The organism is Saccharothrix lopnurensis (genome assembly GCF_042658445.1).
Classification (GTDB): Bacteria; Actinomycetota; Actinomycetes; order Mycobacteriales; family Pseudonocardiaceae; genus Actinosynnema; species Actinosynnema lopnurensis.
Window position 1 is genome coordinate 72,416 of sequence record NZ_JBHSQO010000006.1, and the last position, 25,871, is coordinate 98,286.

29 protein-coding genes and 4 tRNA genes are annotated in these 25,871 nt (G+C 71.4%); 13 read left to right on the forward strand and 20 right to left on the reverse strand.

Features of this window, described 5'->3' with window-relative positions:
* The first annotated feature begins 250 nt into the window (after positions 1-250).
* Positions 251-1,006 carry a hypothetical protein gene (locus ACFP3R_RS08225; RefSeq protein WP_380634345.1) on the forward strand — a complete coding sequence of 252 codons (756 nt, stop codon included), beginning with the start codon at positions 251-253 and terminating at the stop codon, positions 1,004-1,006.
* A 72-nt stretch (positions 1,007-1,078) separates the two neighbouring features.
* Here the strand turns inward: ACFP3R_RS08225 and rplA are convergent, their stop codons facing one another.
* From rplA to ACFP3R_RS08250, 5 genes are all read right to left on the reverse strand, one after another.
* Entirely contained in the window at positions 1,079-1,795 is a 717-nt protein-coding gene (gene rplA, locus ACFP3R_RS08230) for a 50S ribosomal protein L1 (RefSeq protein WP_380634346.1), read from the reverse strand.
* Positions 1,796-1,875: 80 nt separating this feature from the next.
* Entirely contained in the window at positions 1,876-2,310 is a 435-nt protein-coding gene (gene rplK, locus ACFP3R_RS08235; RefSeq protein ID WP_380634348.1) for a 50S ribosomal protein L11, read from the reverse strand.
* A gap of 106 nt (positions 2,311-2,416) precedes the next feature.
* Positions 2,417-3,247, reverse strand: a complete 831-nt coding sequence (gene nusG, locus ACFP3R_RS08240; RefSeq protein WP_380634350.1) for a transcription termination/antitermination protein NusG — start codon at positions 3,245-3,247, stop codon at positions 2,417-2,419.
* 67 nt (positions 3,248-3,314) lie between these two features.
* Positions 3,315-3,719: a preprotein translocase subunit SecE gene (gene secE / locus ACFP3R_RS08245; protein ID WP_380634351.1), complete on the reverse strand. Its 405-nt coding sequence runs from the start codon at positions 3,717-3,719 to the stop codon at positions 3,315-3,317.
* 31 nt (positions 3,720-3,750) lie between these two features.
* Positions 3,751-3,823 (reverse strand) — tRNA-Trp (locus ACFP3R_RS08250).
* Between the two features lie 186 nt (positions 3,824-4,009).
* Between ACFP3R_RS08250 and ACFP3R_RS08255 the strand changes: the two genes are divergently transcribed.
* From ACFP3R_RS08255 to ACFP3R_RS08265, 3 genes are all read left to right on the forward strand, one after another.
* Complete coding sequence (locus tag ACFP3R_RS08255; protein WP_380634352.1) at positions 4,010-5,251, forward strand: pyridoxal phosphate-dependent aminotransferase; 1,242 nt, start codon at positions 4,010-4,012, stop codon at positions 5,249-5,251.
* 157 nt (positions 5,252-5,408) lie between these two features.
* Complete coding sequence (locus ACFP3R_RS08260) at positions 5,409-6,044, forward strand: MmpS family transport accessory protein (protein ID WP_380634353.1); 636 nt, start codon at positions 5,409-5,411, stop codon at positions 6,042-6,044.
* A 95-nt stretch (positions 6,045-6,139) separates the two neighbouring features.
* Entirely contained in the window at positions 6,140-6,550 is a 411-nt protein-coding gene (locus tag ACFP3R_RS08265) for a hypothetical protein (protein WP_380634355.1), read from the forward strand.
* Here the strand turns inward: ACFP3R_RS08265 and ACFP3R_RS08270 are convergent.
* The 7 genes from ACFP3R_RS08270 to ACFP3R_RS08300 all read right to left on the reverse strand — a co-directional run bounded on the left by ACFP3R_RS08270 (position 6,547) and on the right by ACFP3R_RS08300 (position 11,600).
* Positions 6,547-6,966, reverse strand: coding sequence for a MaoC family dehydratase (locus ACFP3R_RS08270; protein WP_380634356.1), 420 nt, complete (start codon positions 6,964-6,966; stop codon positions 6,547-6,549). The genes ACFP3R_RS08265 and ACFP3R_RS08270 overlap by 4 nt on opposite strands.
* Positions 6,963-7,412, reverse strand: a complete 450-nt coding sequence (locus tag ACFP3R_RS08275; protein WP_380634357.1) for an FAS1-like dehydratase domain-containing protein — start codon at positions 7,410-7,412, stop codon at positions 6,963-6,965. Before ACFP3R_RS08275 ends, ACFP3R_RS08270 begins: the two co-directional genes overlap by 4 nt.
* A gap of 108 nt (positions 7,413-7,520) precedes the next feature.
* On the reverse strand, positions 7,521-7,685 hold the full coding sequence (rpmG, locus tag ACFP3R_RS08280) for a 50S ribosomal protein L33 (RefSeq protein ID WP_319976887.1): 165 nt from the start codon (positions 7,683-7,685) through the stop codon (positions 7,521-7,523).
* 77 nt (positions 7,686-7,762) lie between these two features.
* A tRNA-Met gene (locus ACFP3R_RS08285) sits at positions 7,763-7,835 on the reverse strand.
* 47 nt (positions 7,836-7,882) lie between these two features.
* Positions 7,883-7,958: transfer RNA gene (locus ACFP3R_RS08290), tRNA-Thr, on the reverse strand.
* 66 nt (positions 7,959-8,024) lie between these two features.
* On the reverse strand, positions 8,025-10,628 hold the full coding sequence (locus tag ACFP3R_RS08295; RefSeq protein ID WP_380634359.1) for a putative bifunctional diguanylate cyclase/phosphodiesterase: 2,604 nt from the start codon (positions 10,626-10,628) through the stop codon (positions 8,025-8,027).
* Between the two features lie 477 nt (positions 10,629-11,105).
* The gene (locus ACFP3R_RS08300; RefSeq protein WP_380634361.1) at positions 11,106-11,600 is read right to left on the reverse strand and encodes a hypothetical protein; all 495 of its coding nucleotides are present in this window, start codon (positions 11,598-11,600) and stop codon (positions 11,106-11,108) included.
* A gap of 231 nt (positions 11,601-11,831) precedes the next feature.
* Here ACFP3R_RS08300 and ACFP3R_RS08305 point away from each other — a divergent pair, with 231 nt between their 5' ends.
* From ACFP3R_RS08305 to ACFP3R_RS08315, 3 genes are all read left to right on the forward strand, one after another.
* The gene (locus ACFP3R_RS08305; RefSeq protein ID WP_380634363.1) at positions 11,832-12,101 is read left to right on the forward strand and encodes a hypothetical protein; all 270 of its coding nucleotides are present in this window, start codon (positions 11,832-11,834) and stop codon (positions 12,099-12,101) included.
* 220 nt (positions 12,102-12,321) lie between these two features.
* Positions 12,322-14,004: a pentapeptide repeat-containing protein gene (locus ACFP3R_RS08310; protein ID WP_380634365.1), complete on the forward strand. Its 1,683-nt coding sequence runs from the start codon at positions 12,322-12,324 to the stop codon at positions 14,002-14,004.
* A 430-nt stretch (positions 14,005-14,434) separates the two neighbouring features.
* Positions 14,435-15,007: a hypothetical protein gene (locus tag ACFP3R_RS08315; protein ID WP_380634366.1), complete on the forward strand. Its 573-nt coding sequence runs from the start codon at positions 14,435-14,437 to the stop codon at positions 15,005-15,007.
* Between the two features lie 641 nt (positions 15,008-15,648).
* Here the strand turns inward: ACFP3R_RS08315 and ACFP3R_RS08320 are convergent.
* Positions 15,649-15,729: transfer RNA gene (locus ACFP3R_RS08320), tRNA-Tyr, on the reverse strand.
* Positions 15,730-15,852: 123 nt separating this feature from the next.
* Between ACFP3R_RS08320 and ACFP3R_RS08325 the strand changes: the two genes are divergently transcribed.
* Positions 15,853-16,344 (forward strand): YajQ family cyclic di-GMP-binding protein, encoded by a 492-nt coding sequence (locus ACFP3R_RS08325; protein WP_380634368.1) that lies wholly within the window; start codon positions 15,853-15,855, stop codon positions 16,342-16,344.
* 150 nt (positions 16,345-16,494) lie between these two features.
* Positions 16,495-17,367 (forward strand): glucose-1-phosphate thymidylyltransferase RfbA, encoded by an 873-nt coding sequence (gene rfbA, locus ACFP3R_RS08330; RefSeq protein WP_380634369.1) that lies wholly within the window; start codon positions 16,495-16,497, stop codon positions 17,365-17,367.
* A gap of 28 nt (positions 17,368-17,395) precedes the next feature.
* On the opposite strand, the gene htpX is transcribed toward rfbA, so the two are convergent.
* From htpX to ACFP3R_RS08350, 4 genes are read right to left on the reverse strand one after another with little or no spacing between them, the layout of a single operon-like run.
* Positions 17,396-18,256: a zinc metalloprotease HtpX gene (gene htpX, locus ACFP3R_RS08335; RefSeq protein ID WP_380634371.1), complete on the reverse strand. Its 861-nt coding sequence runs from the start codon at positions 18,254-18,256 to the stop codon at positions 17,396-17,398.
* A gap of 21 nt (positions 18,257-18,277) precedes the next feature.
* Positions 18,278-18,949, reverse strand: coding sequence for a 4Fe-4S binding protein (locus ACFP3R_RS08340; RefSeq protein WP_380634373.1), 672 nt, complete (start codon positions 18,947-18,949; stop codon positions 18,278-18,280).
* A complete protein-coding gene (locus ACFP3R_RS08345) occupies positions 18,942-19,514 on the reverse strand; it encodes an NADH-quinone oxidoreductase subunit C (RefSeq protein ID WP_380634374.1) in 573 nt (190 codons plus the stop codon). Before ACFP3R_RS08345 ends, ACFP3R_RS08340 begins: the two co-directional genes overlap by 8 nt.
* Positions 19,511-19,930 carry an NADH-quinone oxidoreductase subunit B gene (locus ACFP3R_RS08350; protein WP_380634376.1) on the reverse strand — a complete coding sequence of 140 codons (420 nt, stop codon included), beginning with the start codon at positions 19,928-19,930 and terminating at the stop codon, positions 19,511-19,513. The genes ACFP3R_RS08345 and ACFP3R_RS08350 overlap by 4 nt, the downstream gene beginning before the upstream one ends.
* Positions 19,931-20,171: 241 nt before the next feature.
* On the opposite strand from ACFP3R_RS08350, the gene ACFP3R_RS08355 reads away from it, so the two are divergent.
* On the forward strand, positions 20,172-21,209 hold the full coding sequence (locus ACFP3R_RS08355; protein ID WP_380634378.1) for a LysR family transcriptional regulator: 1,038 nt from the start codon (positions 20,172-20,174) through the stop codon (positions 21,207-21,209).
* Here the strand turns inward: ACFP3R_RS08355 and ACFP3R_RS08360 are convergent.
* Both ACFP3R_RS08360 and ACFP3R_RS08365 read right to left on the reverse strand, forming a co-directional pair.
* On the reverse strand, positions 21,206-21,355 hold the full coding sequence (locus ACFP3R_RS08360; protein ID WP_380634379.1) for a hypothetical protein: 150 nt from the start codon (positions 21,353-21,355) through the stop codon (positions 21,206-21,208). The two genes, ACFP3R_RS08355 and ACFP3R_RS08360, sit on opposite strands and share 4 nt — an antisense overlap.
* 227 nt (positions 21,356-21,582) lie before the next feature.
* Positions 21,583-22,320 carry a DUF6597 domain-containing transcriptional factor gene (locus ACFP3R_RS08365; protein ID WP_380634381.1) on the reverse strand — a complete coding sequence of 246 codons (738 nt, stop codon included), beginning with the start codon at positions 22,318-22,320 and terminating at the stop codon, positions 21,583-21,585.
* 63 nt (positions 22,321-22,383) lie between these two features.
* Here ACFP3R_RS08365 and ACFP3R_RS08370 point away from each other — a divergent pair, with 63 nt between their 5' ends.
* Positions 22,384-22,953 (forward strand): TIGR03086 family metal-binding protein, encoded by a 570-nt coding sequence (locus ACFP3R_RS08370; RefSeq protein WP_380634382.1) that lies wholly within the window; start codon positions 22,384-22,386, stop codon positions 22,951-22,953.
* 688 nt (positions 22,954-23,641) lie between these two features.
* Here ACFP3R_RS08370 and ddaH read toward each other — a convergent pair.
* Complete coding sequence (ddaH, locus tag ACFP3R_RS08375; RefSeq protein WP_380634384.1) at positions 23,642-24,514, reverse strand: dimethylargininase; 873 nt, start codon at positions 24,512-24,514, stop codon at positions 23,642-23,644.
* Between the two features lie 75 nt (positions 24,515-24,589).
* On the opposite strand from ddaH, the gene ACFP3R_RS08380 reads away from it, so the two are divergent.
* Both ACFP3R_RS08380 and ACFP3R_RS08385 read left to right on the forward strand, forming a co-directional pair.
* Positions 24,590-25,030 (forward strand): Lrp/AsnC family transcriptional regulator, encoded by a 441-nt coding sequence (locus tag ACFP3R_RS08380; RefSeq protein WP_380634385.1) that lies wholly within the window; start codon positions 24,590-24,592, stop codon positions 25,028-25,030.
* Between the two features lie 39 nt (positions 25,031-25,069).
* Positions 25,070-25,831, forward strand: coding sequence for an enoyl-CoA hydratase (locus ACFP3R_RS08385; protein ID WP_380634386.1), 762 nt, complete (start codon positions 25,070-25,072; stop codon positions 25,829-25,831).
* Positions 25,832-25,871: the final 40 nt, after the last annotated feature.

Sequence of the window (25,871 nt, forward strand, 5' to 3'; positions counted from 1 at the left end):
GATCGCCTCCTCTCTGGGCTGGGGTGACCACCGGCCGGGAGAAGGACCCTCGAAAAGACGAAACGCCCACGCGCAGCAGCACGGGGCGGGACAGACCTCGACGGCCTGAGCTTCCTCGTCCTCCTGCGCGGGTCGCCCGTCGAGCGGGACCTTCGATCCGGGTTGACCCGGATGACCAGCGGTCTTCGGTGAACCGCCACCCAGAGTACGGGACGTGTCCCGGGCGCTCCAAATCGGCATGATGTGACGCGTGACCGAAGAGCCCCCGAGGAACCCGCCGCCGGACGTCGACCCGGAACAGCTCCGGCAGTTCCAGGAGTTCCAGCGGTTCCAGGAGTTCCAGCGCTTCCAGCAGGCGCAGGGCACGCCCGCCCTGCCGCCGGGCAGCCCCGCGGCGCCGGGCGGCCCCCTGCCGCCGATGATCCCGCAGCCGCCCCAGCCCCCTCCGCCACCACCCCGGCGGCCGAGGAAGCCGCTGTGGCAGGTGGTGCTGGGCAGCAAGCTGTTCCGGCGCCTGGTGTACCTGGTGGTCGCCCTGCTGGTGGCCAACCACTTCTACGAGCAGTACTTCGGCGGCGACGACCCCGGCGACATCGCCGTGGACAGCGGCGGCGTGGAGAACAACGTCCTGGCGCCGCAGACCCCGTACGGCATCAGCGGCACGGTCGCCCTGTTCTACAAGCACGTCGGCACCGGCGACGCGGGCGAGGCGTGCCGCCTGTTCAAGGAGGACGGGCCGCGCCGGGCGTTCGCCGAGGCGTTCGGGGAGGGCGAGTGCGCGGCGGCGGTGGAGAAGCTGAAGCCGCGGGTCACCAACGTGACGAACTACCGCCAGCTCGGTTTCCCGGCCACCATGCGCGGCACGCCGGCCGGCGGCTCGGTCCAGGTCAGCTCGTGCGAGCTGACCGTGCGCGACGGCCCGCGGCTCGGCCGGTTCACGCTCACCGCGCAGCCGAGCAAGAGCTGGGTGATCACCGGCTACGAGGCCGAGTCGACCTGCCCCTGAGCCGGTTGCCGCACAACGCGAAGCGCCCCCCGGCCGGAGCCGGGGGGCGCTTTTCGCCACGAGGGCCGGGTCTCAGACCGCGGCCTCGTCGCTGAGCAGGTTCCGGGTCCGGTTCGGGTCGACCGGGATGCCGGGGCCCATCGTCGTCGAGACGGTGACCTTCTTCAGGTACCGGCCCTTCGCCGCGGACGGCTTCGCGCGCAGGATCTCGTCCAGCGCGGCGGCGTAGTTCTCGACCAGCTTCTCCGGGTCGAACGACACCTTGCCGATGACGAGGTGCAGGTTGGCCTGCTTGTCGACGCGGAAGTTGATCTTACCGCCCTTGATGTCCGTCACGGCCTTGGAGACGTCGGGCGTCACCGTGCCGGTCTTCGGGTTCGGCATCAGGCCGCGCGGGCCCAGGATGCGGGCGATGCGACCGACCTTCGCCATCTGGTCGGGTGTCGCGATCGCGGCGTCGAAGTCGAGCCAACCGCCCTGGATGCGCTCGATCAGCTCCTCGGTGCCGACCGCGTCGGCACCGGCGGCCTCGGCCTCGGCGGCCTTGTCGCCCGTGGCGAAGACGATCACCCGGGCGGTCTTGCCCGTACCGTGCGGCAGGTTCACGGTGCCGCGGACCATCTGGTCGGCCTTGCGGGGGTCCACGCCGAGCCGGATGGCGACCTCGACGGTCGCGTCCAGCTTGACCTTGGAGGTCTCCTTGGCGAGCTTGGCGGCCTCCAGCGGCGAGTACAGCCGCTCCCGGTCCACCAGCTCGGCGGCGTTCTTGTACGCCTTGCTGCGCTTCATGCTGCTGTCCTTAAGAGTGGATCAGTTGTGGTGCCGAGCCAGCGCGTGGCTCTCCCACGAACTACCGATGGAGAAAGGTCTCAGCCCTCGACCGTGATGCCCATGGAGCGGGCGGTGCCGGCGATGATCTTCGCGGCCTGGTCCACGTCGTTGGCGTTCAGGTCGACCATCTTGGTCTGGGCGATCTCGCGCACCTGGTCCATGGTCACCTTGGCGACCTTGACGCGGTGCGGCTCGCCCGAGCCCTTCTCGACGCCGGCGGCCTTGAGGATCAGCTTCGCGGCCGGCGGGGTCTTGAGCTTGAAGTCGAACGAGCGGTCCTCGTACACGGAGATCTCGACCGGCACGACAGTGCCCCGCTGCGACTCGGTCGCGGCGTTGTACTGCTTGCAGAACTCCATGATGTTGACGCCGTGCTGGCCCAGCGCGGGGCCGACCGGCGGCGCGGGGTTCGCGGCACCGGCCTTGATCTGCAGCTTGATGACCGCTGCGAGCTTCTTCTTCTTGGGAGGCATCTCGGTTCCTTCATTGCGGTGTCCACGCGCGACCCTGCCAGCCGCGGCGTGACTGCCGACTCCCCCGCGCCGGGGGCGCGGGGAGCCGGAGATCGTGTTGTCCTGGCTAGATCTTGGAGACCTGGCTGAACGACAGCTCGACCGGGGTCTCCCGGCCGAAGATCGACACCAGGACCTTCAGCTTCTGGCCGTCCGCGTTGACCTCGCTGATCGTCGCGGGCAGCGTCGCGAACGGGCCGTCCATGACCGTGACCGACTCGCCGATCTCGAAGTCCACCTCGACGGTCGACTTCGTGGGCGTCGCGGCGGACTTCTTGCCCGCGGCGGGCTTCTGCTCGACCTGGGGGAGCAGGAACTTCAGCACGTCGTCGATGGTCAGCGGCGACGGCTTCGAGGTCGCGCCGACGAAACCCGTCACGCCGGGCGTGTTGCGCACCGCGCTCCACGAGGCGTCGTTGAGCTCCATCCGGACCAGGATGTAGCCGGGCAGCACCTTGCGCTGCACCTGCTTGCGCTGGCCGTTCTTGATCTCGGTGACTTCCTCGGTCGGCACCTCGACCTGGAAGATGAAGTCCTCCATGTCGAGCGTCTGGATGCGCGTTTCGAGGTTGGTCTTGACCTTGTTCTCGTAGCCCGCGTACGAGTGCACGACGTACCACTCGCCGGGCGCGTGGCGCAGGGCCTCGCGCATCTCGGCGGCCGGGTCGGCCGGCTCGTCGTGGATGTCGGCGACCGGAGCGGCCGGGGCCTCGTCGGCGTCGACCTCACCGGTCCCGGCGTCGGCCTCGTCGGTGTCGGGACCGTCGGTGGCGGCCTCGTCGGCAGCGGACTCCCCGGTGCCCTCCGACGCCTCGCCCGGCTCGACACCACCGTCGAGGTCACGCTCGTCGGTCAGGTCGTTGTGCTCCTGGGCGTCAACGCCGTTCTCGGAGGTCACTGTGGGTCTCGCTTCCTCTCGTGCATCACATGTCCGCCACCCCACCCGGGGCGGTGCGGTGTTCGGCTCAGCCGAACACCTGGAACATGCCCCAGGCGAAGGCCGAGTCAAGGCCGAAGACCAACGCCACCATGAAGGCCACGAAGACCAGCACGACCCCGGTGTAGGTGATCATCTGCTTGCGGGTCGGCCAGATGACCTTCCGCAGCTCGCTGACCACCTCACGGATGTACCGGACGAGCCTGGCGAAGATGTTGGGCCGCTTCTCCTGGTCCGTCCGCGAACGCGTGGCGCGCCCCTTGCCGGCCTCGGTGTCGGAGTCGGCGTCGGCCGACTTCTTCGCCGGGGCCGCGGCGTCCTTGCGGCCCGCCGGGCGGGCGGAGCCACGGCGCTCGCGCCGCGCTGCGGCGGTAACCGGCCGGGTCGCGCTCTCGCGCTCGTCCGGCTGGTCCTGCTCGCGGCCCTCGCTCATGCCGTCCTCCGCTCACCATCGCGCTTCGACGCAGGGGCGACAGGACTTGAACCTGCAACCTGCGGTTTTGGAGACCGCTGCTCTGCCAGTTGAGCTACGCCCCTTTGGAGTTCCACGACTGGAACCCCCTGGCTGGAGACGCCCCGCACCGCCCTCACGTGGCTCGTGAGGCAGCGACTCGGCGTTCCAAGACCGGAAGCATACGGCACCAGTCGACCCGGATACCAACTGGCCCGGTCAGAGGGGGTGCCGAGGGCCGCTCGGTTGTGCCGTCTGCCACGATTGGAGGCATGGGCACGCCTGACACGACCACCGAGAACCACCCCGCCGAGCACCCGCGCGTCTCGGCGCGCATCGGCGGTATCGCCGAGTCCGCCACCCTGGCGGTCGACGCCAAGGCGAAGGCGCTCAAGGCGGCCGGTCGACCGGTGATCGGCTTCGGCGCGGGCGAGCCGGACTTCCCCACCCCCGAGGCGATCGTGGCCGCCGCCCAGGCGGCCTGCGCCGACCCCCGCAACCACCGCTACACGCCCGCCGCCGGCCTGCCGGAGCTGCGGGAGGCCGTAGCCGCCAAGACCCTGCGCGACTCGGGCTACGAGGTCCCGGCCTCCCAGGTGTTGATCACCAACGGCGGCAAGCAGGCCGTCTACCAGGCGTTCGCCACGGTCCTGGACCCGGGCGACGAGGTGCTGCTGCCCGCGCCGTACTGGACCACCTACCCCGAGGCGATCACGCTGGCGGGCGGCGTGCCGGTGCAGGTGACGGCGGACGAGACGACCGACTACCTGGTCACCGTCGAGCAGCTGGAGGCGGCGCGCACGCCGCGCACCAAGGTGCTGCTGCTGTGCTCCCCGTCGAACCCGACCGGCTCGGTCTACGGCCGTGAGCAGATCACCGAGATCGGCGAGTGGGCCCTGGAGCACGGCCTGTGGGTGATCACCGACGAGATCTACGAGCACCTGGTCTACGACGGCGCGGAGTCGGTGTCGCTGCCGGTGGTCGTGCCCGCGATGGCGGACCGGACGATCGTGCTCAACGGCGTGGCGAAGACGTACGCGATGACCGGCTGGCGCGTGGGCTGGCTGATCGGCCCGCAGGACGTGGTGAAGGCGGCCGCGAACCTCCAGTCGCACCTGACCTCGAACGTGGCCAACGTCTCGCAGCGCGCGGCCCTGGAGGCGGTCTCCGGCCCGCTGGACGCGGTGCACGAGATGCGCGCGGCGTTCGACCGGCGGCGGCGCGCGATCGTCGACCTGCTCTCGGCCATCCCCGGGGTGGAGTGCCCGACCCCGAAGGGCGCGTTCTACGTCTACCCGTCGGTGAAGGCGCTGATCGGCAAGCGGCTGCGCGGCGTGGAGATCACCGACACGGTGCACCTGGCGGCGCTGGTCCTGGAGCACGCCGAGGTGGCCGTGGTGCCCGGCGAGGCGTTCGGCACGCCCGGCTACCTCCGCCTGTCCTACGCGCTGGGCGACGACGACCTGAAGACCGGCGTCACCCGGATGGCCGAGCTGCTGGCCGAGGTGCAGTAGAAAAAGCGACTATCCGTCACGAAAAGCGCCCTTTCGGGGGCGCTTTTCGCTTGTTTGGACACGTTCCGGTGACGATGGGTAACCAGGCTGCGGATCTTCCCGATGCTCCGGGCAGCACGCTCGCCGCCGGCGAGCGGTCCCCGTTCGAGGAGATCCCGTGACCTACCCGCAGCCGCCGCAGCTCCAGCACCAACCGCCCGTCCCCCCGCCCCCGCCGCAGAACGGCCTGGGCACCGCGGGCTTCGTGCTCGGCCTCGTCGGTCTGCTGTTCAGCTTCCTGCCCGTCATCGGGGTGGTCGCGTGGCCGCTGGTCATCCTCGGGTTGGTGCTGGGCCTGGTCGGGTGGGCGCGGGCCGACCGCGGCCGGGCGACCAACAAGGGCCTGGCGATCGCCGGCGTGGCGCTGTCCGCCGTCGGGCTGGTCATCTGCGTCCTCTGGGCGGCGGTGTTCACCAAGGCCGCCTCGGACGCCTCCACCGCCCTGGACGACCTGGAGGCGCAGGCGAACCGGGAGGCCGTGCTCGTCTACGAGATCAGCGGCGACGCCCCCGGCGCGAGCATCACCTTCTCCACCTACAGCGACGGCGGCAGCGCGGTGAACCAGGAGGAGGCCGGGACCCTGCCCTGGACCAAGGAGTTCACCGTCAAGGGCCTGTTCAGCGGCGGCACGCTGAGCGCCTCGACGGGCGCCGAGGGCGGCACGGTCACCTGCCGCATCACCGTGGACGGCGTGGAGAAGAAGACCGCCACCGCCAGTGGCCCCTTCGCCCTGGCGAGCTGCTCGAACTTCTGACCCGGTAACCCCTTCGGGCGAAGGCTGTAACCGCCGGTCGAACGACGCCGATGGATCTTTCAGCCCCACCGGTCTTCACCCGAGGAGCCCGACCCATGACGGAGCCCGACCCGCCCGAGCGCCGGTCCGCCAGGTGGTTCCTGATCCCGGTCTGCGCGGTGCTCGTGGCGGGCGCCGCCGTGCTCGTGCCGCGGCTGACGGCGCCCGCCCCGCCGGTCCGGGTCGTCTACGACGTCACCGGGCGGGCGGAGCGGGCCACCGTCACCTACTCGGCGGAGGACGGCGGGACGCGCCGGGAGGAGCTGACCTCGTTGCCCTGGCACCGGGAACTGGTCGTGCCCGGGGGGCCCGAGCGCGGCGTGCTGACCGTCACCATCGGCCCCGCGGGCGGCGAGGTGGCGTGCGAGGTGAGCGTGGACGGCGTGGAGCAGCGCTCCGCGACCGCCACCGGGGCGCACACCAGCGCCCTGTGCGACGGCTTCCGGGGCGGCTCCGGGACGGGCTAGGGCAGGCGCACGCGGGCGAACGCGCCACCGAGCACGGACTTGCCCTCGTAGGCGGCGGTGACGGCCACCCGGAACGTCCCGTCGTCGAGCACCTTGGCGACCTTGGCGGTCACCTCCACCAGCGCGCCCTCGCCGTCGTCGGGCACCGGGACGGGGCGCCCGAACCGCACGCCGCACTCCACCACGGCGCCCGGGTCGCCGGCCCAGTCGGTGACGATCCGGCCGGCCAGCCCCATGGTCAGCATTCCGTGGGCGATCACGCCCGGCAGCCCGACCTCGCGGGCGAAGCGCTCGTTCCAGTGGATCGGGTTGAAGTCGCCCGACGCGCCCGCGTAGCGGACCAGGTCGGCGCGGGTGACGCGCACCGACAGCGGGGGCAGCACGTCCCCGACCGAGACCTCGGCGGCCGTGATCACGCGTCCTCCCCCCGGACCACCAGCGTCGACTTCGCGGTGGTCACCGGCGCGCCGTCCTCGTCGACGAGCTCGGCGCGCAGCGCCAGCAGGTCGTTGCCCATGCGGGAGGTGATGCCGTCGACGTGCAGCACGACCGACAGGCGGTCGCCCGCGGTGATCGGGCGGTGGTGGACGAACGCCTGGTCCCCGTGCACCACCCGGCTGTAGTCGAGACCCAGCTCCGGGTCGTCGACGAGCAGGTCGTTGATCTTGAGCGACAGCACGATCGCGAACGTCGGCGGCGCGATCACGTCCCGGTGTCCCAGGCCCCGTGCGACGTCCGGGTCGCGGTAGGCGGGGTTGGCGTCCCCGATCGCCTCGGCGAACTCGCGGATCTTCTCGCGCCCGACCTCGTACGGGGGCGACGGCGGGTAGGAACGTCCGGTGAAGGACTGGTCGAGAGGCACCCGATGAGGTTATACGGGGCGCGATCACCTGGGGGTGCGGTGAGCCGGATGCGAACGAGGCCCGCCCCCGGGAATGGGGACGGGCCTCGTTCGGGTCCGGCTACCGGCTCAGCGGGTTTCCTTGTGCGAGCGGTGGGTCTTGCAGTTCGGGCAGAACTTCTTGATCTCCAGGCGGTCCGGGTCGTTGCGCCGGTTCTTCCTGGTGATGTAGTTCCGGTGCTTGCACTCCTCGCACGCGAGGGTGATCTTCGGGCGTACGTCGGTTGCAGCCACGGCCTTGCCTTCCTAGAGCGCGTCAACCCCGACCACCCAGTGCGGGCTTACCGCCTGGCGGGGATCTTCGTGTTGAGTAGCGGTGGCCGGACTTGAACCGGCGACACAGCGATTATGAGCCGCTTGCTCTACCAACTGAGCTACACCGCTTCACATGACTGCGAGCCGCAGTGCCCACGCACTGCGGCCGCGCCATATGGAGCCCCTTTACGGAATCGAACCGTAGACCTTCTCCTTACCATGGAGACGCTCTGCCGACTGAGCTAAAGGGGCTTGCTCTCCCGCAGCGATCAGAACTCTACAACAACCGCCCCGCAGGAGTGAAATCGGGGGGTGGTCTCAGTGCACCAAAGTGAGCACCGTCTCATCGCGAGCACCCCTGACCTGCACCGTCCGCGCCCGCAGCCACGCCTCGAAGCGCTCCTCGGACAGCGGCCGGGAGATCAGGTAGCCCTGCGCCACGTCGCAGCCCATGCCCACCAGCTGGTCGCGGGCGGCGTCGTCCTCGACGCCCTCGGCGACCACGATGAGGCCCAGGGAGTGGCCCAGCTCCACGATCGAGCGCACCACGGCCATGTCACCCAGGTCGGTGCCCATGCCGAGCACGAAGCTCTTGTCGATCTTCACCTCGTCCACGGGCAGCTGCCGCAGGTAGGCCAGCGACGAGTAGCCGGTGCCGAAGTCGTCCACGGCCAGCACGACGCCCATCGCGTGCAGGCGCCGCAGCACGGGCAGCGCCCGCTCCGGGTCGGCCATCACGCCGGACTCGGTCAGCTCGAACGTCAGCAGCTCCGGCGTCACCTCGTGGCGCGCCAGCGCGGCCGCCACCCGGTCGGGGAACTCGGCGTCGGCCAGCGTGCGCACGGACAGGTTCACCGCGATCGACATCCGCAGCCCGCGGTCGAGCCAGCGGCGCACCCGCTCCAGCGCCCGGTCCATCACGAAGTCGGTCAGCACGTCGACCAGGCCGGTGGCCTCGACGGCGGGCACGAACTCGTCCGGGTCGACCCGGCCGAACTCGGGGTGCTTCCAGCGCACCAGCGCCTCCGCGCCGACCACCTGGCGGCTCGGCAGGGCGACCTTGGGCTGGTAGTGCACGGAGATCTGGCCGTTCTCCAGCGCCGAGCGGAACTGGGTGACCAGCTGGAACCGGCGCAGGAAGATCTGGCCCATGCTCGGCGCGTACTGGCGCAGCGGCTCGTTCTCGGTGGTCGCCCGCACCGCCACGTCCGCGCGCTGGAGCAGCGCGTCCGGGTCGGGGTCCTCGACCTCGCAGTCGGCGGTGGTGGCCCAGCCGACGACCGCGCCCGCCTCCACGGTGAGCCGGTCGACCGGGTAGGGCATGGACAGCGCGGTGCGCAGCCGCTCGGCGATCTCCTGGACGCACCCGGTCTGCCGGTCCAGCAGCAGCGCGGCGAACGCGCCGCCCTCCAGCCGCGCCAGCGGCACCTCGGGGCCCAGCTCGTCGCGCAGGCGGCGACCGGCGGCCACGACCATCCGGTTGGCCCAGGTCTGCCCCAGCGCGTCGGACACGGTCGACAGCACGTCCAGGTCGATCCGCAGCACGATCGCGGTGTCCGCCTGGCGCATCGGCTCGGTCGCGGCCTCGCGGAAGCCCGGCCGGTTCAGCAGGCCGGTCAGCGGGTCGTGGTAGGCGTCGTGGCGCAGCCGGGCCAGCAGCCGCCGGTTGTCGACCGCGGTGGACAGGTGGCTGGCCAGCGTGCGCAGCAGCTGGATGTCGGACTTGCCGAAGCCGCGCCACCGGCTGAGCCGGTCGTGCACCTCGACCGCGCCGAGCAGCTGGGTGGCCCCGCGCAGCGGCACGACCAGCGCCTCCTGCACGTCGCGGCGGATGAGGGAGTCGGCGATCTCCTCCCCCGCGTCCGCCCGGCGGAAGTAGCGCACCTGCGCGCCGGGCAGCTGGAGCACGGCGTCCTCGCGCAGCACGCGCGGGTCGTCGCGGCGCATCCCCGGCGGCAGCGGCTCGCCCGCGACGAACGTGCGCATCGGCGCCTGCGGGTCGGTGCGCAGCCGCAGCACGACGCGGTTGGCGTTGAGCTGCTCGCGGATGCGCTCGGCGATCGGCTGCCACTCGTCGTCCTCGGCGCGGCCGTCCCCGTCGTCGGGGCCGGCGCCGCGCGGGCCGGTGGCGTGGCGGCCGGAGCGGGCGACCCGCAGCGAGACCTCGCTGAGCGCCTCCAAGTCGCGCTGCTCGCGCAGCAGGCCCGAGTAGGCGAGGTAGATGGCGGTGATGCCGGCGAAGACCAGCCCGATCAGCAGGCCGCCCCACGGCGCGCGGGTGGCGATCTCGTAGCCGACCAGTCCGGCGGAGGTGTTCAGCAGCGCGACCACGAGGGTCTGGAGCACCAGGCGCAGCGACGGGCCGACCCGCATCCCCTTGCCCATGGTCCGCAGCGCGGTCAGGCCGAGGACGCTGGCCAGCAGCGGCACCGCGATCGTGCCGACGAACGCGCCCGCCCAAAGCGGGCCGTCCCGCCCCAGCAGCTGCTTCACCCACTCGGCGACCGCGAAGGCCACCGAGATCTCCATGAACATCAGGCCCGCGTTGTAGACGGCGCGGTCGAGCACCCGGCGGCCCAGCAGCGTGCCGACGCCCGCGACCACGTGCGCGGCCAGCACGACCTCGAACGGCGCCACCAGCAGGCCCAGCACCAGCGGTATCTCGGTGAAGGAGATGGTCCAGGCCACGCCGCTGCGGACGTCGACGTTGATGGCCAGCTGCTCGGCCAGCAGGAACCCGATCACCAGCAGCGGACCGGTCCAGTAGAGCGCGCCGTCGGCCTGGTCGTCGGGCAGCCAGGAGCCGACGACGAACGCGGACAGCGCGCCCGCCACGAGGAGCAGGCCCGCGAACACGGTGAAAGCGCGGTTCGCCGACCGGGTCGGCGCGTCCGGCGCCACGACCGACGCGTGGTCGGACATCCAGCCTCCTCGTCGGCCATCGTCTCGGCGGGCCGGGTCGCGGCCTGCGGGCTCCTGGCGTGACTGAGGGGTCCCGAACACCGACCAGGACCCCTCCAAGGTTGCCAATGTACCCCGGTCGGACGACGAAATGGCAGGTCGAGTAGCCGATTACCACGAGAAGTAACAGGACGACCCCGGTGCCGGCCTCCTCGTGGAGCAACGTCACCGCCCGTCCGGCGAGGGTGGGGAGATCATCCGCGCACCCGGTCCCGCCTGCTCGGCGGGGGTGCGAGCGCGGAACCGGTTACGGAACTCCGCAGCGCGCGTCGGGTTCGGGCGCGGACCCGACGCCGTCCGACCGGCCGCCCGCGGCTGATCCGGCCGCCCGCGGCTGATCCGGCCGCCCGTCGCCAACCCGGCCGCGCCCGTCGCCGACCCGGCGGCCCGTCGCTGACCCGGCCGCCCATCACCGACCCGGCGGCGCGGACCCGCGCGCTAGACGCGGACCAGTTCCCGACCGGGGGACCGCTCCTCGCGGCGCAGGCCGTGCCGGACGCCGTCCAGGAGGCGACGCGCCTCGGCCGCCGCCGAGTGCTGCGCCGCGCCGCTGCCGACCGCGTCGCGCAGCGCGAGCCAGACCGCGGCCTCGTCCTCGCGGACCGCGGCGAACAGGTGGTGCCGCTCGGGGTAGGGGTGCAGGGCGATCTTGTCGAGGTGGTCCCGCAGCACGCCCAGCACGGCCCCGCCCACCTGCCCGGTCGCGACCAGCCGGTCGTACTTGGTGCCCAGGCCGACGGAGACCAGCTCGGACGACGACAGCGGACCGAAGTTGAGCACCGCGTTCAGCCCGTACTCCAGGTCGTCCGCCGCGTCGAGCAGCTCGCGCGCGTCCGCGGGGCCGCAGGGCCGCCCCCGCCCGGCCCTCCGGACGAGCAGGCCGACCACGACACCGAGCGCGAGGGCCGCGAGGGCGATGAGGATTTCGCTCATGCCCCTCAGTCTCGGGGTCGCGAGCGGTACCGCCGGCCCCGGATCCGGCGTGGGGTCGATCGCAGCGCCGACCGGTCGGCCGTACTTCGGTTGGGCTGAACAGCTCAACCGGTCGGCGCAGCATTTGTCACGCGACAAGGTGATCTCGCCTGGTCCACCCGAGTGAAGTCGGGGGTGAGGGGTACTCGCGACCCGGGTCGGAGCTCCTGGAGAAGTGAGGGGAAACAGGCGATGAGAGGCGTGGGCGAGGGGGTCGCCATGATCGTGGCCGAGGAGCTGTCCGGCCGGGCCAGGGCCGTGCTGCGGGCGGTCGCCGCAGGCAGGGCGCAGTTGACGGGGGGCTGCGAGCCGGACCTGTACATCGACGGGTTGCCGTGCTGCGACCAGATGGTGTCGCACGACCTCGTGCGGGCGGGGCTGCTCAGGGGGCGGCGGGAGGTGGGGCTGTACGAGCGCACGGAGGCCCTGCTGACGGAGGCGGGGCGCGCGGCGATCAGTTGACACTCGAACAGACGTTCGAGATGGGTTATGCTGCATTACGAGGCCGGCACGCAAGCGAGAGGAAGCGCTTGCGCGCCGGCCTCACCCCCGCGCCCAGCGGTCCGCGGCGGCCTCGAAGTGCTCACGCACCCGGCACGGGCGCCCGGTCCGCGGCGGGCCACCCGCCCCGATCGGCGCGCCAACGGCGAGCAGCGCCGCGGCGACCGGCCATGATCCCGGCATGACCGAGGACCGCCACGCTCCGGTGTCGTTCCCCCACCCGGCCCCCGACGCGCGGTCCTCCACCCGCTCACCCGTGCCGCCACCGACACCGACCACGCCACGCGCGCCGCTGGTGCCCGTGCCGCGCAGGGTGATCGCGACCGCGGCCGCCCTGATCGCCGCGGCCACGATCGGTTTGGTGGTCGTGCTGTGGTGGGCGGGCACCGCGGGCCTGTCGGGGGCCGCGCTGGTGACGGCGCGGTTCGACGCGCTGCGCACCGGGCTGAGCATCGGGATCGGCGGGGGCGGGGTCTTCGCGCTGTACCTGGCCTGGCGACGCCAGCACGCCACCGAGATCGGGCTGGTGCAGAAGGAACGCGACCAGGCCGACGTCGCCCGCGCCTACGAACTGCAACGCGAGACCGCCGAGCACACCCGCCAACACGCCGAACACGTCGCGGCCACCACCGAGCGCGACGCCGAGGCCCGCCGGATCACCGACCTCTACGCGAAGTCGGTGGAGCAGCTCGGGTCGGACAAGGCCCCGGTCCGCCACGGCGGCCTCTACGCCCTGGAACGCCTCGCGCAGGACCACCCCGCCCTGCGGCAGACCGTGGTCAACGTGCTCTGCGCCTACCTCCGCGCGCCGTTCGACCCCTGCGGCGACCCACCCGACGCCGACACCGACCGGGCGGTCCGCGACGAGCACCGCGAACGGGTCCAGGAGCGCGAGGTCCGGCTCACCGCCCAACGGATCCTGACCACCCACCTGGAGCCCGGGAACGACGCCGACCACCCCGTCGCCACCTTCTGGCCCGGCACCGACCTCGACCTCACCGCCGCGGTCCTCGTCGACTGGGACGCGACCGGCTGCCTGCTGCGCGGCGCGACGTTCCGCCGGACCACCTTCACCGGGGACACCCGCTTCGACGGAGCGACGTTCACCGGCGAAGCCCTGTTCGACGAGGCGGTGTTCACCCGAAGCGCCCCTTTCAGCAGGACGAGGTTCGCCAGGGTGACCTACTTCACCGGGGCGACCTTCACCGAGGAGGCCCGCTTCAAGGAAGCGGAATTCGCCACAGCCGTCTGGTTCCAGGGATCGACGTTCACCGGGAGCGCCTGCTTCGACGGAGCGACGTTCACCGGGAACGCCATGTTCGGCGGAGCGACGTTCGGCAGGAGCGCCCTGTTCAGGAGAGCCGAGTTCATCGGCGACGCCCTGTTCCCCAAAGCCCGGTTCACCGGTAACGCGCTCTTAGGGGAAGTGCGGTTCACCGGGACCGGCTTCTTCGGGAGGACGACGTTCGCCGGGGACGCGCTCTTCGGCAAAGCGACGTTCGGCAAGAGCGCGCTGTTCAGCAGAGCCGAGTTCATCGGCGACGCCCGGTTCGGCAAAGTGACGTTCACCGGGGACGCCTGGTTCAGCGAGGCGGCTTTCACCGGGAACACCCGGTTCGAGAACTCGACTTTCCGCCACTCCTCATCCGATCGGACGTCGTGGCCCGACCGGTGGCGCCCCTCGCCCGACCACACGACCATCGGGGGTCGCGAAGGCACCTGGCACCACCTCCTGGAGGTCGAGCCGGGGTGTGGACACCCGGACGAACCAGCCCTCGGCGCCGCTGGCCACCTGTCCCGGGAGCCCGTGCCCAACACCAGCTCGACAAGTGCGCGGCGGCCCCACCGGTGCACGGCGCCGTGAAGCGCGGCACGCTCGCCTCGATCACGCGTCAGCGTTCACCCCGCCACCGGCAACGCGTCACAGGACGGTCGCAGTCGGACCGGAACGGAAGCGCCACCCCGTCCGACTACTGACACCCTGGCTCACGACATTCACCAGGAAGCCGGATGAGGAAACGTCACCGCTCCGGCTCAGCCCACCTGGACGACGTAGACGTCGTAATCTTCCCCGAACTCGACGCGGTGGTCGCCACCAACCACAGTCAGCACCTCGCGCCCACTGGGAAGAAGCGCAAGAACGTCGCCCACCAGGTCGACCGGCGGTCGGTGGCCAACCCCGTCCAGGCCCGGACGCTGCTCAACGCCGTGGGCCGCCTTGGGCGCACCGGCGGCAAGCTCGTGGCGTTCTTCGGGCTGATGTACTTCGCGGCCCTACGCCCGAGGAAGCCTCCGTGGTGCGTCGCAGTGACCTGGTCATGCCCCCGCGCGAGTGGGACGACCAGGCGGGCCGCTGGCAGGTCACGCAGTGGGGTGACATCCACCTGGCCAAGGCGGCCCCCGAGATCGGCGCTGAGTGGGCTGAGTGGATCGACAGCGGTCGGCGGAGCGAGGAACGGGGGTTGAAGCACCGGGAGGACGGGGAGGGCCGCACGGTGCCGCTCTCACCCGAACTGGCGGTGCTGCTCCACGAGCACTTCGACCGGTTCGGCACCGCGCCGGGCGGACTGCTGTTCGTCGCCGAGCGCGGCGGACGGATCGGTAGCTCGACCTACGGACGGGTGTGGGCGCTGGCCCGTGAAGCGGTCTTCACGCCCGACGTAGTGGCTTCCCCACTCGCCAAGCGCCCCTATGACCTCCGTCACGCCTGCGTCTCGACGTGGCTCAACCTCAGCGTAGAAGCTCCGCGGGTTGCCGAGTGGGCCGGTCACAGCCTCAACGTTCTAATTCGGGTCTACGCGAAGTGCCTCGATGGCGGAGAGGAACGCGCCCGACAGCTTGTCCAAGCGGGGTTTGATGCAGCCTGACCTGTTCAACCATTCCGAGTACGCGTAAGCATCCCATCAGCACCAGGCTGTACCGTGCTTGCCTTAGCGAGCAGTAGAGCAACCGAGGTGGAACCCTGCCCGATACGACCGCTGCCCCCGACGTCACGCCTGGTCAACTAGCCGAGGCGTCGGGGCAGTCTGTCGTTCTACAGGCAGGCCGCGACATCCTGGTTGTCTACGTCATCATTCAAAAAAACTCTACGAAACCCGCAGATTGCGGCCTGGTCACCTCCGTTTGGGGAGACCATCGCCCCGCGCAGCCAGAGAGAGCACGAGTCATCCTTGCTGACTCAAAAAGCAGCATGACCTCTGTATTTCCACCCGAGGCGCCCACTTGCCCCACTGCCGACAGCAACGTGATCTGAGTCACAGGCCCTGATGGGTGTCCGACTTCGGAACGTTTGGTAGAGGCAGCGACGCGACGGTGCATGCCCCCAGCACCTGTGGAAGCCAGGCGCGCCCCTGACCGTCACGCCAGGCAGTCAGGGAGCGCCAGTCAACTTCGGTACGTCCTCGGTACAGCCACTCGTAGAACGCCGGTTGCGGCCGGACACAGCCGGACAGGACGAGAAGACCCCCGTGACCTGTTCTTGCCGGTCACGGGGGTCTTCTCACTGGTGTGGCGGGTAGAGGATTCGAACCTCTGTAGCTTTCGCGACGGATTTACAGTCCGCTCCCATTGGCCGCTCGGGCAACCCGCCCCGCGCCCGGTCTCCCGGGTGCGGTGGAGACAATACATAAGCCTGCCGGACCCCGCGCAACCGGGTATCCCCGGTAGGCTTCCGGGCGGTTCGCAGATCCACCGACGCGGAGGTACCGGGCACGTGGCAGACCCGTCGTTCGACGTGGTGAGCAAGGTCGACCGCCAGGAGGTCGACAACGCGCTCAACCAGGCCGCCAAGGAGCTGAGCACGCGGTTCGACTTCCGGGGCACCGGCACGTCGGTCGCCTGGGCGGGCGAGGAGGCGATCGCCTTCGAGTCCGAGACCGAGGAGCGCTGCCGGGCCGCGATCGACGTCTTCCGGGAGAAGCTGATCAAGCGCGGCATCTCGATGAAGGCGTTCGAGATCGACGACCCGGCGGTGTCCGGCAAGGTGTTCAAGGTCACCGGGAACCTGGTGCAGGGCATCTCCGGCGAGAAGGCCAAGCAGATCGCCAAGAAGGTCCGCGACGAGGGCCCGAAGGGCGTCCAGGCGCAGATCCAGGGCGACCAGCTGCGCGTGACCGGCAAGAAGAAGGACCACCTCCAGGAGGTGATCTCGCTGCTGAAGAGCTCCGACTTCGGCATCGCCCTCCAGTTCACCAACTACCGGTGACCCGACCGACGCGCGTGCCCGCCCCGGGCGGGTAACGCGCGGTGCCCGCGGGCCGACATCGTGGATGGCCCTCCGGGGCACCGCGCCGGGCGAACGAGCCGCGGTGCCGACCCCGGGCGGGCGACGGGGAACTACCTGGGGAGAGAGCAGATGAAGGGCATCATCCTGGCGGGGGGCAGCGGCACCCGCCTGCACCCGATCACCCAGGCCGTCTCCAAGCAGCTGCTCCCGGTCTACGACAAGCCGATGGTCTACTACCCGCTGTCGGTGCTGATGCTGGCCAGCATCCGCGAGGTCCTGCTGATCTCCACGCCGACCGACCTGCCGCTGTTCCGCCGCCTCCTCGGCGACGGCTCGCAGTTCGGCCTGAGCATCTCCTACGCCGAGCAGCCCCAGCCGAACGGCCTGGCCGAGGCGTTCGTCATCGGCGCGGACTTCGTCGGGGACGACAGCGTGTCGCTGGTCCTGGGCGACAACATCTTCTACGGCCAGGGCTTCTCCCGGGTGCTCCAGCACCACGCCGCCTCGCTGGACGGCTGCGTGCTGTTCGGCTACCCGGTGAAGGACCCCGAGCGCTACGGCGTGGGCGAGGTCGACGCGGAGGGCCGGCTGGTCAGCATCGAGGAGAAGCCGGCCGCGCCGAAGTCGAACAAGGCCATCACCGGCCTGTACTTCTACGACAACCAGGTCGTGGACATCGCCAGGAACCTCAAGCCGTCGCCGCGCGGCGAGCTGGAGATCACCGACGTGAACCTGACCTACCTGCGCCAGGGTCGCGCGCAGCTGGTGGACCTGGGCCGCGGTTTCGCGTGGCTGGACACCGGCACGCACGACTCGCTGGTGGAGGCGGGCCAGTTCGTGCAGGTGCTGGAGCACCGGCAGGGCGTGCGCATCGCGTGCCCCGAGGAGATCGCGCTGCGCATGGGCTTCATCAGCGCGGACGAGTGCTACGCGCTGGGCGAGAAGCTGGCGAAGTCCGGCTACGGCCAGTACGTCATGAACGTCGCGCGCGAGGCCCGCTAGCCGGCGGCGCCCGACGGCCGGCCGGCGCCTAGTGGCGCCGCGCCAGCTCCTCCAGCCGCCGCACCCGGTCCGGGATCGGCGGGTGGGTGGAGAACAGCCGGGCCAGTTGCTCCCCCGGCCGGAACGGGCTGGCGATCATCAGGTGCGACTGCGCGACCACGGCGGGCTCCGGCGCGAGCGGCGCGGCGCGCGTGCCGTGCTCCAGCTTGAGCAGCGCCGAGGCCAGCGCCAACGGGTCGCCGGTCAGCTCCGCGCCCGACTCGTCGGCCTGGTACTCCCGGGACCGGCTCACGGCCATCCGCACGATGCCCGCCGCGACCGGTCCGAGCACGGCGATCAGCAGCACGGCCAGCGGGTTGGGCCGGTCTTCGTCGTCGCCGCCGAACACGCTCGCGAACATCGCCAGGTTCGCCAGCGTGCTCACCGCGCCGGCCAGCGCGCCCGCCACGCACGAGATGAGGATGTCGCGGTTGTAGACGTGCGACAGCTCGTGCCCCAGCACGGCGCGCAGCTCGCGCTCGTCCAGCAGCTCCAGGATGCCGGTGGTGCAGCACACGGCGGCGTTGCGCGGGTTGCGGCCGGTCGCGAACGCGTTCGGCGCGGCCGTGGGGCTGATCCAGAGCCTCGGCATGGGCTGCCGGGCGGCCTGCGCGAGCTCACGCACGATGCGGTACATCGCGGGCTGCTCGACCTCGGACACGGGTCGCGCGCGCATCGCGCGCAGCGCGAGCCGGTCGGAGTTGAAGTACGCGTAGGCGTTCACGCCCAGCGCCAGCAGCAGGCCGATGACCAGGGCGGTCCGCCCGAACAACGAGCTGATCGCGATGATCAGCGCGCTCATGGCGCCGAGCAGCAACGCGGTCTTCAACCCGTTGAAGTGCTTGTGCACGTCGCGTCGCCTCCGGCTGTTCTACGTCCTCCCCCTCAACGCGCCCGGCCGGCCGGGGGTTCCGGCACCCGGTCGTGCCGGTCGGGCGGCGGTGCTCTCCGGCGCGGGCTCGGCGCCCGCGTCCAGCGGCGGCGGGGGCGGCACGTGCGCGACCCACGCGCCCAGCACGTCGCGTTCCTGGACCAGTTCGGCCACGGCGCCCTCGCCCGCCGGGGTGCCCGTGCCGGGGTAGGAGAAGTCGGGCGCCCAGTGCAGGGCGTCGAACGGGCACGCCTCCACGCAGATCCCGCAGTACAGGCACGAGCCGTAGTCGATGGCGAACCGGTCGAGCACGTTGCGGGCCCGGGGGCGGGCCGAGCCGGGCGCCTGCTCGGTCTCGGTGTGCGAGTCGATGTGGATGCACCAGTCGGGGCACTCGCGGGCGCAGATCATGCACACCGTGCAGTTGGCCTCCAGCAGCGCGATCACGCCGCGGGTGCGTGGGGGCAGGGTGGCCGCGACCGGCTCCGGCGAGACGTGGGGCGGCGCGGCCCGGCCGGCCGGGTCGTGCTCGGTCGAGCCCCGACCAGGGGAAACGTCCTCCGGCGCGCCCTGGGCGGCCGGATCGCGCTCGGACGAGCCCCGGCCGGCCGGGTCGTGCTCCGGCGGGACGTGCTCCGGGAAGTCCCGGCCCGGGGAGGCGTGGTCAGTCACCGGTGTTCTCCTCGTATCGCGGTCCCCACGACGGGTCGGGCACGCCGGGCGGCGCGGCGCGCCTACGGCTGGGCGCGGACGTGCCGTCCTCACCGGGTTCGAGCCGCCCCGGCCACGGGCGCACCACGCGGGACGCCAGCACGAAGTCCTTGCGCAGCGGGTGCCCGCTGAAGCTGTCGGGCAGCAGCAGGTGGGCGGCCTCGCGGTCGAGCGCCAGGCCGAACATCTCGGCGGCCTCCCGCTCGTGCCACCCCGCCCCCGCCCACAGTCCCGCCACGCTCGGCAGCGCGTCCTCCGGCCCCAGCTCGGTGCGCAGCAGCACACCGTCCCCGGTCCCGGGGTGCAGCACGTGCAGCAGCACGGCGTGCCGCTGACCGGCGGCGCCCGGCCGGCCCGCGTCCTCGACGCCGAGCCAGTCGAACTGGGCGCAGCCCAGCTCGTCGCGCACGTGGCGGGCGGCCGCCACCCACGAGTCGAGCGGCACGTGCGCCGTGCTCTGCCCGAACGCCGCCTCCACCCGCGCGCCCGGCACGCGCGCGGCCAGGTCCCCCGAGGCCGCGCTCACGAGATCAGCCGGTGGAGCGCGGCGAGGCCGTCCAGCAGCGCCTCGGGGCGCGGCGGGCAGCCGGGGACGGCCACGTGGACCGGCAGGACCTGGTCGATGCCCTTGGTCACGCTGTAGGAGTCCCAGTACGGGCCGCCGGTGTTACTGCACGCCCCGACGGACAGGACGTAGCGGGGTTCCGGCATCTCCTGGTACGAGGCGATCACCGCGGGCAACATGGCGTCGGTGACCGTGCCGGACACGACGAGCACGTGGGCCTCGCCGGCCGCGTGCACCGGGTCGACCCCCAGGGCGGCGAGCTGTTCCGGGCGGTGGCCCTCCAGGGCCGCCATGACCTCGACGCCGCAGCAGGCCAGGCCGAGGTCGAGCACGGTGACCCGGTACGTCGTGCCCCAGTCCAAGGTGGAAACCGTCACGGGGGACGAGGTTAATACGTGGGGGCCCGCCGGGCTCTCGCCCGGCGGGCCCCCAACCCCCCAATACCCCCCACGATTGCTCCCACGTGAACACGCACCTGGTTGCGGAAGAAGTCTCTTACGGGCCTCGCTTACTGTCCAGGGAAAGCACCAAGATCTTCGGATAATTTCACCGTGAACTGTGGCCAAGTTCAGTACAACTGACCGGTAGAACATCTCGCCCCGACCCGAGAGGCCCTGCATGTCGACCTCGACCCAGCTGCTCCTGCCCGCGGGCAACCGGCTCAGCAGACTCCTGCACGCCTCGCCGGTGCTGCTGGACACCACGTTGGACCAGCTCAGGACGCTGATCGCGGTGTACGAGACGCGGTCGGCGCTGCGCGCGGCACGGGTGCTCGGGCGGGAGCAGTCCAGCGTGCAGAAGCAGGTCGACACGCTCAACCGCAACTTCAAGCAGCTGTGCGGCGAGCCGCTCGTGGTCAAGCAGGGGCGCGGGAAAGACGTGCTGATCACCCCGACGGGCGAGGCGTTGGTGGAATTGGCGCGCCGGACGCTGAGCGAGTGGCTGGATTCGATTCACGAGTGCCGGCGCAAGCTCGGCACCACGCTGACGGTGGGTACCACTCGGTTCATGCTCGACTCGCTGGCGAAGGCGTGGCACCACGTGGTGGAGGACTTCCGCCGGCGGGACGTGGAGCTGAAGGTCGTGCACATCCGCACGAAGGACATCTGGACGAGCCTGGAGTCCAAGGAGGTCGACATCGTCTGCGGCAGCGTGGTGACGACCGCGGGCCGGTCGACCGGGTTCGACGAGTTCGACGTCATCGAGTGGCGCCGGGGCGGGTTGGCGCTGCTCACGAACCTGCCGCCGCACCGGCTCGGCGACCGCGTCGGCACGGGCGAGCTGCCCGGCCTGCCGCTGGTGGTGCCGGGCGACGGGCTGATCGCCGAATTCCTGCGCGGCTGGTTCGGTCCGGATTACCGGAACGAACTGGACATAGCGGCAGAAATCGACGAGATCCAGTACGGCATGTCCCTGTTGCGCTCGGGTCTGGTCGAGGGCTGCATGATCGTCACCTCGGGCCTCGGCGTGGTCGCCGCGAACGGCGAGCTGCGCGAGGGGTCCGGACTGCGGGTGGTGGAGCTGAAGAACGACCGGAAGCCGCAGCTGGAGCGCCTGGTCGGGGTCTTCGCCCGCAAGGAGGAGCGGGCGAAGTTCCCGGCCGACCACCCGTTGAACCTGCTGTGGGCGGCGTTCCAGCGCGAGGTGCCCGACTAGCGCGCCGGGCGGCGCCGCTGGGCCTGGCGCACCAACCACTCCAGCCCGGTGAGCTGCCGCGGTGAGGCGGGCTTCGGCGGTTCCGCGGTGCCCTGCGGATCGCGCCGCGGTCGGTGCGACGGTCGCTGGGCGTCGATGTCGTTCATGGTGCGCTCCCTACGTCGGTCGACGGCGAGTGCCGTCGATCGGAGCACCGACAGGGCCCGGCTCGCTAGACCGATCAACCGTACGGGTGACATGTCGCGGAATCACGCACAGGAGTGGTTCGCCTGTGGGGTCGGGTGTACCGGTCGGCGCGTGTCACCCGTTCGAGGAGTGAGCTCGACCCTGCCGGAAACCGCCCTGACGGGTGTCGCCCGCGGCGGCCGGAGGGCTAGCCGTAGCGCTGCGCGTACCGGGTCGGCGTCTCACCGAACATGGCGGTGAAGTCGCGCACGAAGTGGGACTGGTCCGCGTACCCCAGGTCGGCCGCCAGCGCCGCCCAGTCGATGCGCCCGCCCGCCGCCATCCGCTCGGTCACCTCGCGCAGCCGGTAGCGGCGGATCACCCACTTCGGGCTGATGCCCACGTGCTCGGTGAACAGCCTCTGCACGCTGCGCACGGTGGTGCCCAGTTCCCGGGCCAGCACGTCGACCCGCGTGACGTGCGGCTGGGCGATGACCAGGTCGACGACCTCGACCGCGTGGCGGGCCCGCGGGTCGGGCTCGGGCAGGTTCGCGCGCAGCGCCGCCTCGACCGACTCCACGTCCGCGCGCGCCGGCAGGCCGGTGAACACGTCGGCGGCGGGCAGGCTGCGGTCGGTGATCGACTGGACCGGGGCGCCCAGGAACGGCCGGAACGCGCCGGGGTGGAAGGCGACGCCGAAGACGCGGCCGGTCCCGTCCAGCTCCTGGAAGACGTGGCCGCTGGACACGCCGTGCACCTGAGGCCCGCTCTCGTGGAACGACAGCTGCACGTTCGGGTAGGGCACGATCAGCTGCCGGTACGGGCGGTCGTAGGTCCACTCGACCGCCCAGTACCGCGCGACGAACGCCGCCAGGTCGGGCGAGGGCTCCAGGAACTCGTGCCGCTGGTGGCGGCGCCAGGCCAGCTCGCGCTCGTCCCGCGTCACGCCCGGGAGCGTATGTCGCCTTTGTTCAAGACACGCCCGGCACCCCGTTCCTACGGTGGCGGCATGTCTCGTGAGCAGTTGATCCCCCGGGCCGTGAAGACCGCCGTCGAGGTCGTCGGCGGCGTTCAGCCCGACCAGTTGGGCACGCCCACGCCGTGCAGCGAGTACGACGTGCGCGCGCTGGTGCACCACCTGCTGTTCTGGGGTCCGTCCCTCGAAGGCGCGGCGCGCAAGGAGAGCGTGCCGCCGCCCGCCGCCGCCGAGTCGGACGTCGACCTCACCACCGGCGACTGGGCGGCGGACCTGACCGCGCAGCTCCACCGCACGGCCGACGCGTGGAGCGCGCCGGGGGCGTGGACGGGCACGACGCGCATGGGCGGGCCGCACGAGATGCCGGCCGAGCTGGTGGGCGGCATGGTGCTCGGCGAGGTCGTCGTCCACACCTGGGACCTGGCTCGGGCGACCGGTCAGGCGCCCGAGTGGGACGACGACGTGCTGGAGCAGGTCCACCGCGACCTCGTGCCGACCGCGCAGATGGGGCGTGACATGGGCATCTACGGGCCCGAGGTGCCGGTGCCCGCGGACGCGCCGCTGCTCCACCGCGTCCTGGGCCTCACGGGCCGGCGGCCGTGATCGGCGCCGGTGGCTCCGGCACCCTGGCCGGAGCCACTCGCGCCACCACATCCGGCATGGCCTCACACGCATTGCCGTTCAGCCCCGCAGGAGTGCTGGAAGGCAGCGGGGACGATCGCCGGTGGAATCGGTGATCAATCAGTTGCCACGACAGTGCCCGCAATTTTCCGCACAGGCGGAGTGGTACACGTTGATGATGTAGACCGCCCCTGCCTGGACGGCATCACCCGAGACCGGGCCCGAGATGTGGTTCCGGACGCCCGAACCGGTATCGACCTGCACATACTTCCTCTTCGACCGCCCTCGGACGAAGCGCTTCGCCAACACGACGCAAAGCGCGACGAGGACGATCGAAGGACTCAGGAAAAGAGCCAGGCCCATCCCCGCACGGAGCACTTCCCCCGGTTTTAGGGCAGGTTCAGCCAATAAGTGCGATAACGAAAAGGCTCAGGAGATGCAGACCTGTTGGTCTCATCGATCCCCCCTCACCCTCCGCCATCGGACGCCCCGCGAGAACGGGACGTGCTCACCGACCACAGTACAGCGACCACGGACCGGGTGGACTGCGACACGCCTGAGACGTCCGATCACGACCGAAGTGCCACTGGTAACCGGGTGGTATCCGCGCTGGTCAGCCAGGTCCCACCAGGCTGACCAGCGCGAAGCTCAGACCCCGGAACAGACCGGATCAGTCCCGCAGTTCCATCGTGCAGCACTTGGGCCCGCCACCGGACTTCCGGAGCTCCGAGATGTCCACGAACACCGGCTCGAACCCGCGCTTCGCCACCTCGCCCGCCAGGTGCACGGCCTCCACCGGCAGCACCACGTGCCGCCCGTCGGACACGGCGTTCAGCCCCAGGCACGCCGCGTCCTCCTCCGTCGCGACCACGGCGTCGGGGAACAGGCGCTCCAGCACCCGCAGGCTGCCCGGCGAGAACGCCTCCGGGTAGTACGCGACCAGGTCGTCCGCCAGCACGAACAGCGCCACGTCGAGGTGGTAGTACCTGGGGTCGACCAGCTGGAGCGAGATCACGGGCACCCCCAGCGCCTCCTGCGCCTCCGCGTGCGCCAGGGGGTCGGTGCGGAAGCCGGTCCCGGCCAGCAGGTACCTGCCGGTCCAGGCGAGGTCGCCCTCGGCCTCGTTCGTGCGCTCCGGCATCACCACGTCGCGGTAGCCGTTGGCCAGGAACCAGCGGCGGAAGTGGTCGGCCTCGGCGGCGCGCTGCGGGGCCCGGAAGCGGGAACCGAGGACCCGGCCGTCGACCACGGTGCCGGAGTTGGCCGCGAACACCATGTCCGGCAGGCCGGGCTCCGGCTGGATGGTCTCGACCCGGTGCCCGAGCCCCTCGTAGGTCTCCTTGAGGGCCGTCCACTGCTCGACCGCCAGCGCCGTGCTGATGGGCCGCGTCGGGTCCATCCACGGGTTGATCGAGTACGCGACGGTGAAGTGCTCCGGCGCGCACATGAGGTACCGACGGGTGGTCGGCACGCGTACCGGGGCGGTCGGCACGTCCAGCACGATCGGCTCTTCACCGGGGCCCACGAGGGAAACCGAGGTCATGGATCGAAATGTAGATGGGCCTCAGACCATCGATCAACGCCGCGATATTGCGTCTTCTGGTGCAGAATGTTGCGTGTGGACTCGATCGACCAGCGAATCATTTCGTGCCTGATGGCCAACGCCCGCTCCAGCTACGCCGACATCGGCAAGGGGGTGGGCCTGTCCGCCCCCGCGGTGAAGCGGCGGGTCGACAAGCTGCTGGACACGGGCGTCCTGCGCGGCTTCACCGCGGTCGTGGACCCGGAGCGGCTGGGCTGGGGCACGGAGGCCCTCGTCGAGGTGCACTGCCGCGGCAACGTGGCGCCGCACGACATCCAGCAGCACCTGGAGCCGATGGCCGAGGTCAGGGCCGCCTACACGGTCTCCGGCGCGGCGGACGCGATCGTGCACCTGCGCGCCGCGAACATCCACCACCTGGAGACCGCCCTGGAGCGGCTGCGCGCCGTGGAGATCGTCGACCGGACCGTCTCCACCGTGGTGCTGTCCCGGCTGCTGGACCGGCCGCCCGCCCCCTAGGCCGACCCCCCGAAACCACCGGCCCCCTAAAGTCGCGGCATGGCCGAGGTGCTGCTGGACCGCTCCGACCGCGTGGCGGTCATCACCGTGCACGACCCCGAACGCCGCAACGCGCTCACGCTCGACCTGTCCGACCGGCTCGCGGACGCGGTGCGGACCTGCGAGTCGGACACCGGCGTGCACGCCGTCGTGGTGACGGGCACTCCCCCGGCGTTCTGCGCGGGCGCGGACCTGACCGTGCTGGGCGAGGCCCGCGAGGAGGGCCTGCGGCGCGTCTACGCGGGTTTCCTGGCGGTGGCGAACTGCTCCCTGCCCACGGTCGCGGCCGTGGGCGGCGCGGCGGTGGGCGCGGGGCTGAACCTGGCGCTCGCGTGCGACGTGCGCCTGGTCGGTCCCCGGGCCCGGTTCGACCCCCGGTTCCTCCAGCTGGGCATCCACCCGGGCGGCGGGATGACGTGGATGCTCCAGCGCCTCGTCGGCCCCCAGACCGCGACCGCGATGACGCTGTTCGGGCAGGTCCTGGACGCCGACGCGGCGGTGGCGCGCGGGCTGGCCTGGCAGCGGGTCGAGGGCGGGCACGACGAGCTGGTCGCCGCCGCCGCGGAGCTGGCCCGACCGGCCGCCGACGCGCCGCGCGACCTCGTCCGGACCACCAAGGCGTCGATGCGCGCGACCGCCGACCTGGCCGACCACGGTCGGGCCGTGGACGTCGAACTGGCACCGCAGGCGGCCTCGATCGGCACCCCGGAGTTCCAGGCCGGGCTCGCCGCCGCGAAGGGCCGGATCAGCGGTAAGGGCTGAGCTGGACAGCGCGGCTCCCCGGCCGTAACTTCGAGTAGCA

Excerpts from the sequence above, each read along its gene's own strand:
- rplA (WP_380634346.1), bottom strand. The coding sequence starts at position 1,795 with ATGAAGCGCAGCAAGGCGTACAAGAACGCCGCCGAGCTGGTGGACCGG.
- rplK (WP_380634348.1), bottom strand. The coding sequence starts at position 2,310 with ATGCCTCCCAAGAAGAAGAAGCTCGCAGCGGTCATCAAGCTGCAGATC.
- secE (WP_380634351.1), bottom strand. The coding sequence starts at position 3,719 with ATGAGCGAGGGCCGCGAGCAGGACCAGCCGGACGAGCGCGAGAGCGCG.
- ACFP3R_RS08255 (WP_380634352.1), top strand. The coding sequence starts at position 4,010 with ATGGGCACGCCTGACACGACCACCGAGAACCACCCCGCCGAGCACCCG.
- ACFP3R_RS08265 (WP_380634355.1), top strand. The coding sequence starts at position 6,140 with ATGACGGAGCCCGACCCGCCCGAGCGCCGGTCCGCCAGGTGGTTCCTG.
- ACFP3R_RS08295 (WP_380634359.1), bottom strand. The coding sequence starts at position 10,628 with ATGTCCGACCACGCGTCGGTCGTGGCGCCGGACGCGCCGACCCGGTCG.
- ACFP3R_RS08300 (WP_380634361.1), bottom strand. The coding sequence starts at position 11,600 with ATGAGCGAAATCCTCATCGCCCTCGCGGCCCTCGCGCTCGGTGTCGTG.
- ACFP3R_RS08305 (WP_380634363.1), top strand. The coding sequence starts at position 11,832 with ATGAGAGGCGTGGGCGAGGGGGTCGCCATGATCGTGGCCGAGGAGCTG.
- ACFP3R_RS08310 (WP_380634365.1), top strand. The coding sequence starts at position 12,322 with ATGACCGAGGACCGCCACGCTCCGGTGTCGTTCCCCCACCCGGCCCCC.
- rfbA (WP_380634369.1), top strand. The coding sequence starts at position 16,495 with ATGAAGGGCATCATCCTGGCGGGGGGCAGCGGCACCCGCCTGCACCCG.
- ACFP3R_RS08355 (WP_380634378.1), top strand. The coding sequence starts at position 20,172 with ATGTCGACCTCGACCCAGCTGCTCCTGCCCGCGGGCAACCGGCTCAGC.
- ACFP3R_RS08360 (WP_380634379.1), bottom strand. The coding sequence starts at position 21,355 with ATGAACGACATCGACGCCCAGCGACCGTCGCACCGACCGCGGCGCGAT.
- ACFP3R_RS08370 (WP_380634382.1), top strand. The coding sequence starts at position 22,384 with ATGTCTCGTGAGCAGTTGATCCCCCGGGCCGTGAAGACCGCCGTCGAG.
- ddaH (WP_380634384.1), bottom strand. The coding sequence starts at position 24,514 with ATGACCTCGGTTTCCCTCGTGGGCCCCGGTGAAGAGCCGATCGTGCTG.
- ACFP3R_RS08385 (WP_380634386.1), top strand. The coding sequence starts at position 25,070 with ATGGCCGAGGTGCTGCTGGACCGCTCCGACCGCGTGGCGGTCATCACC.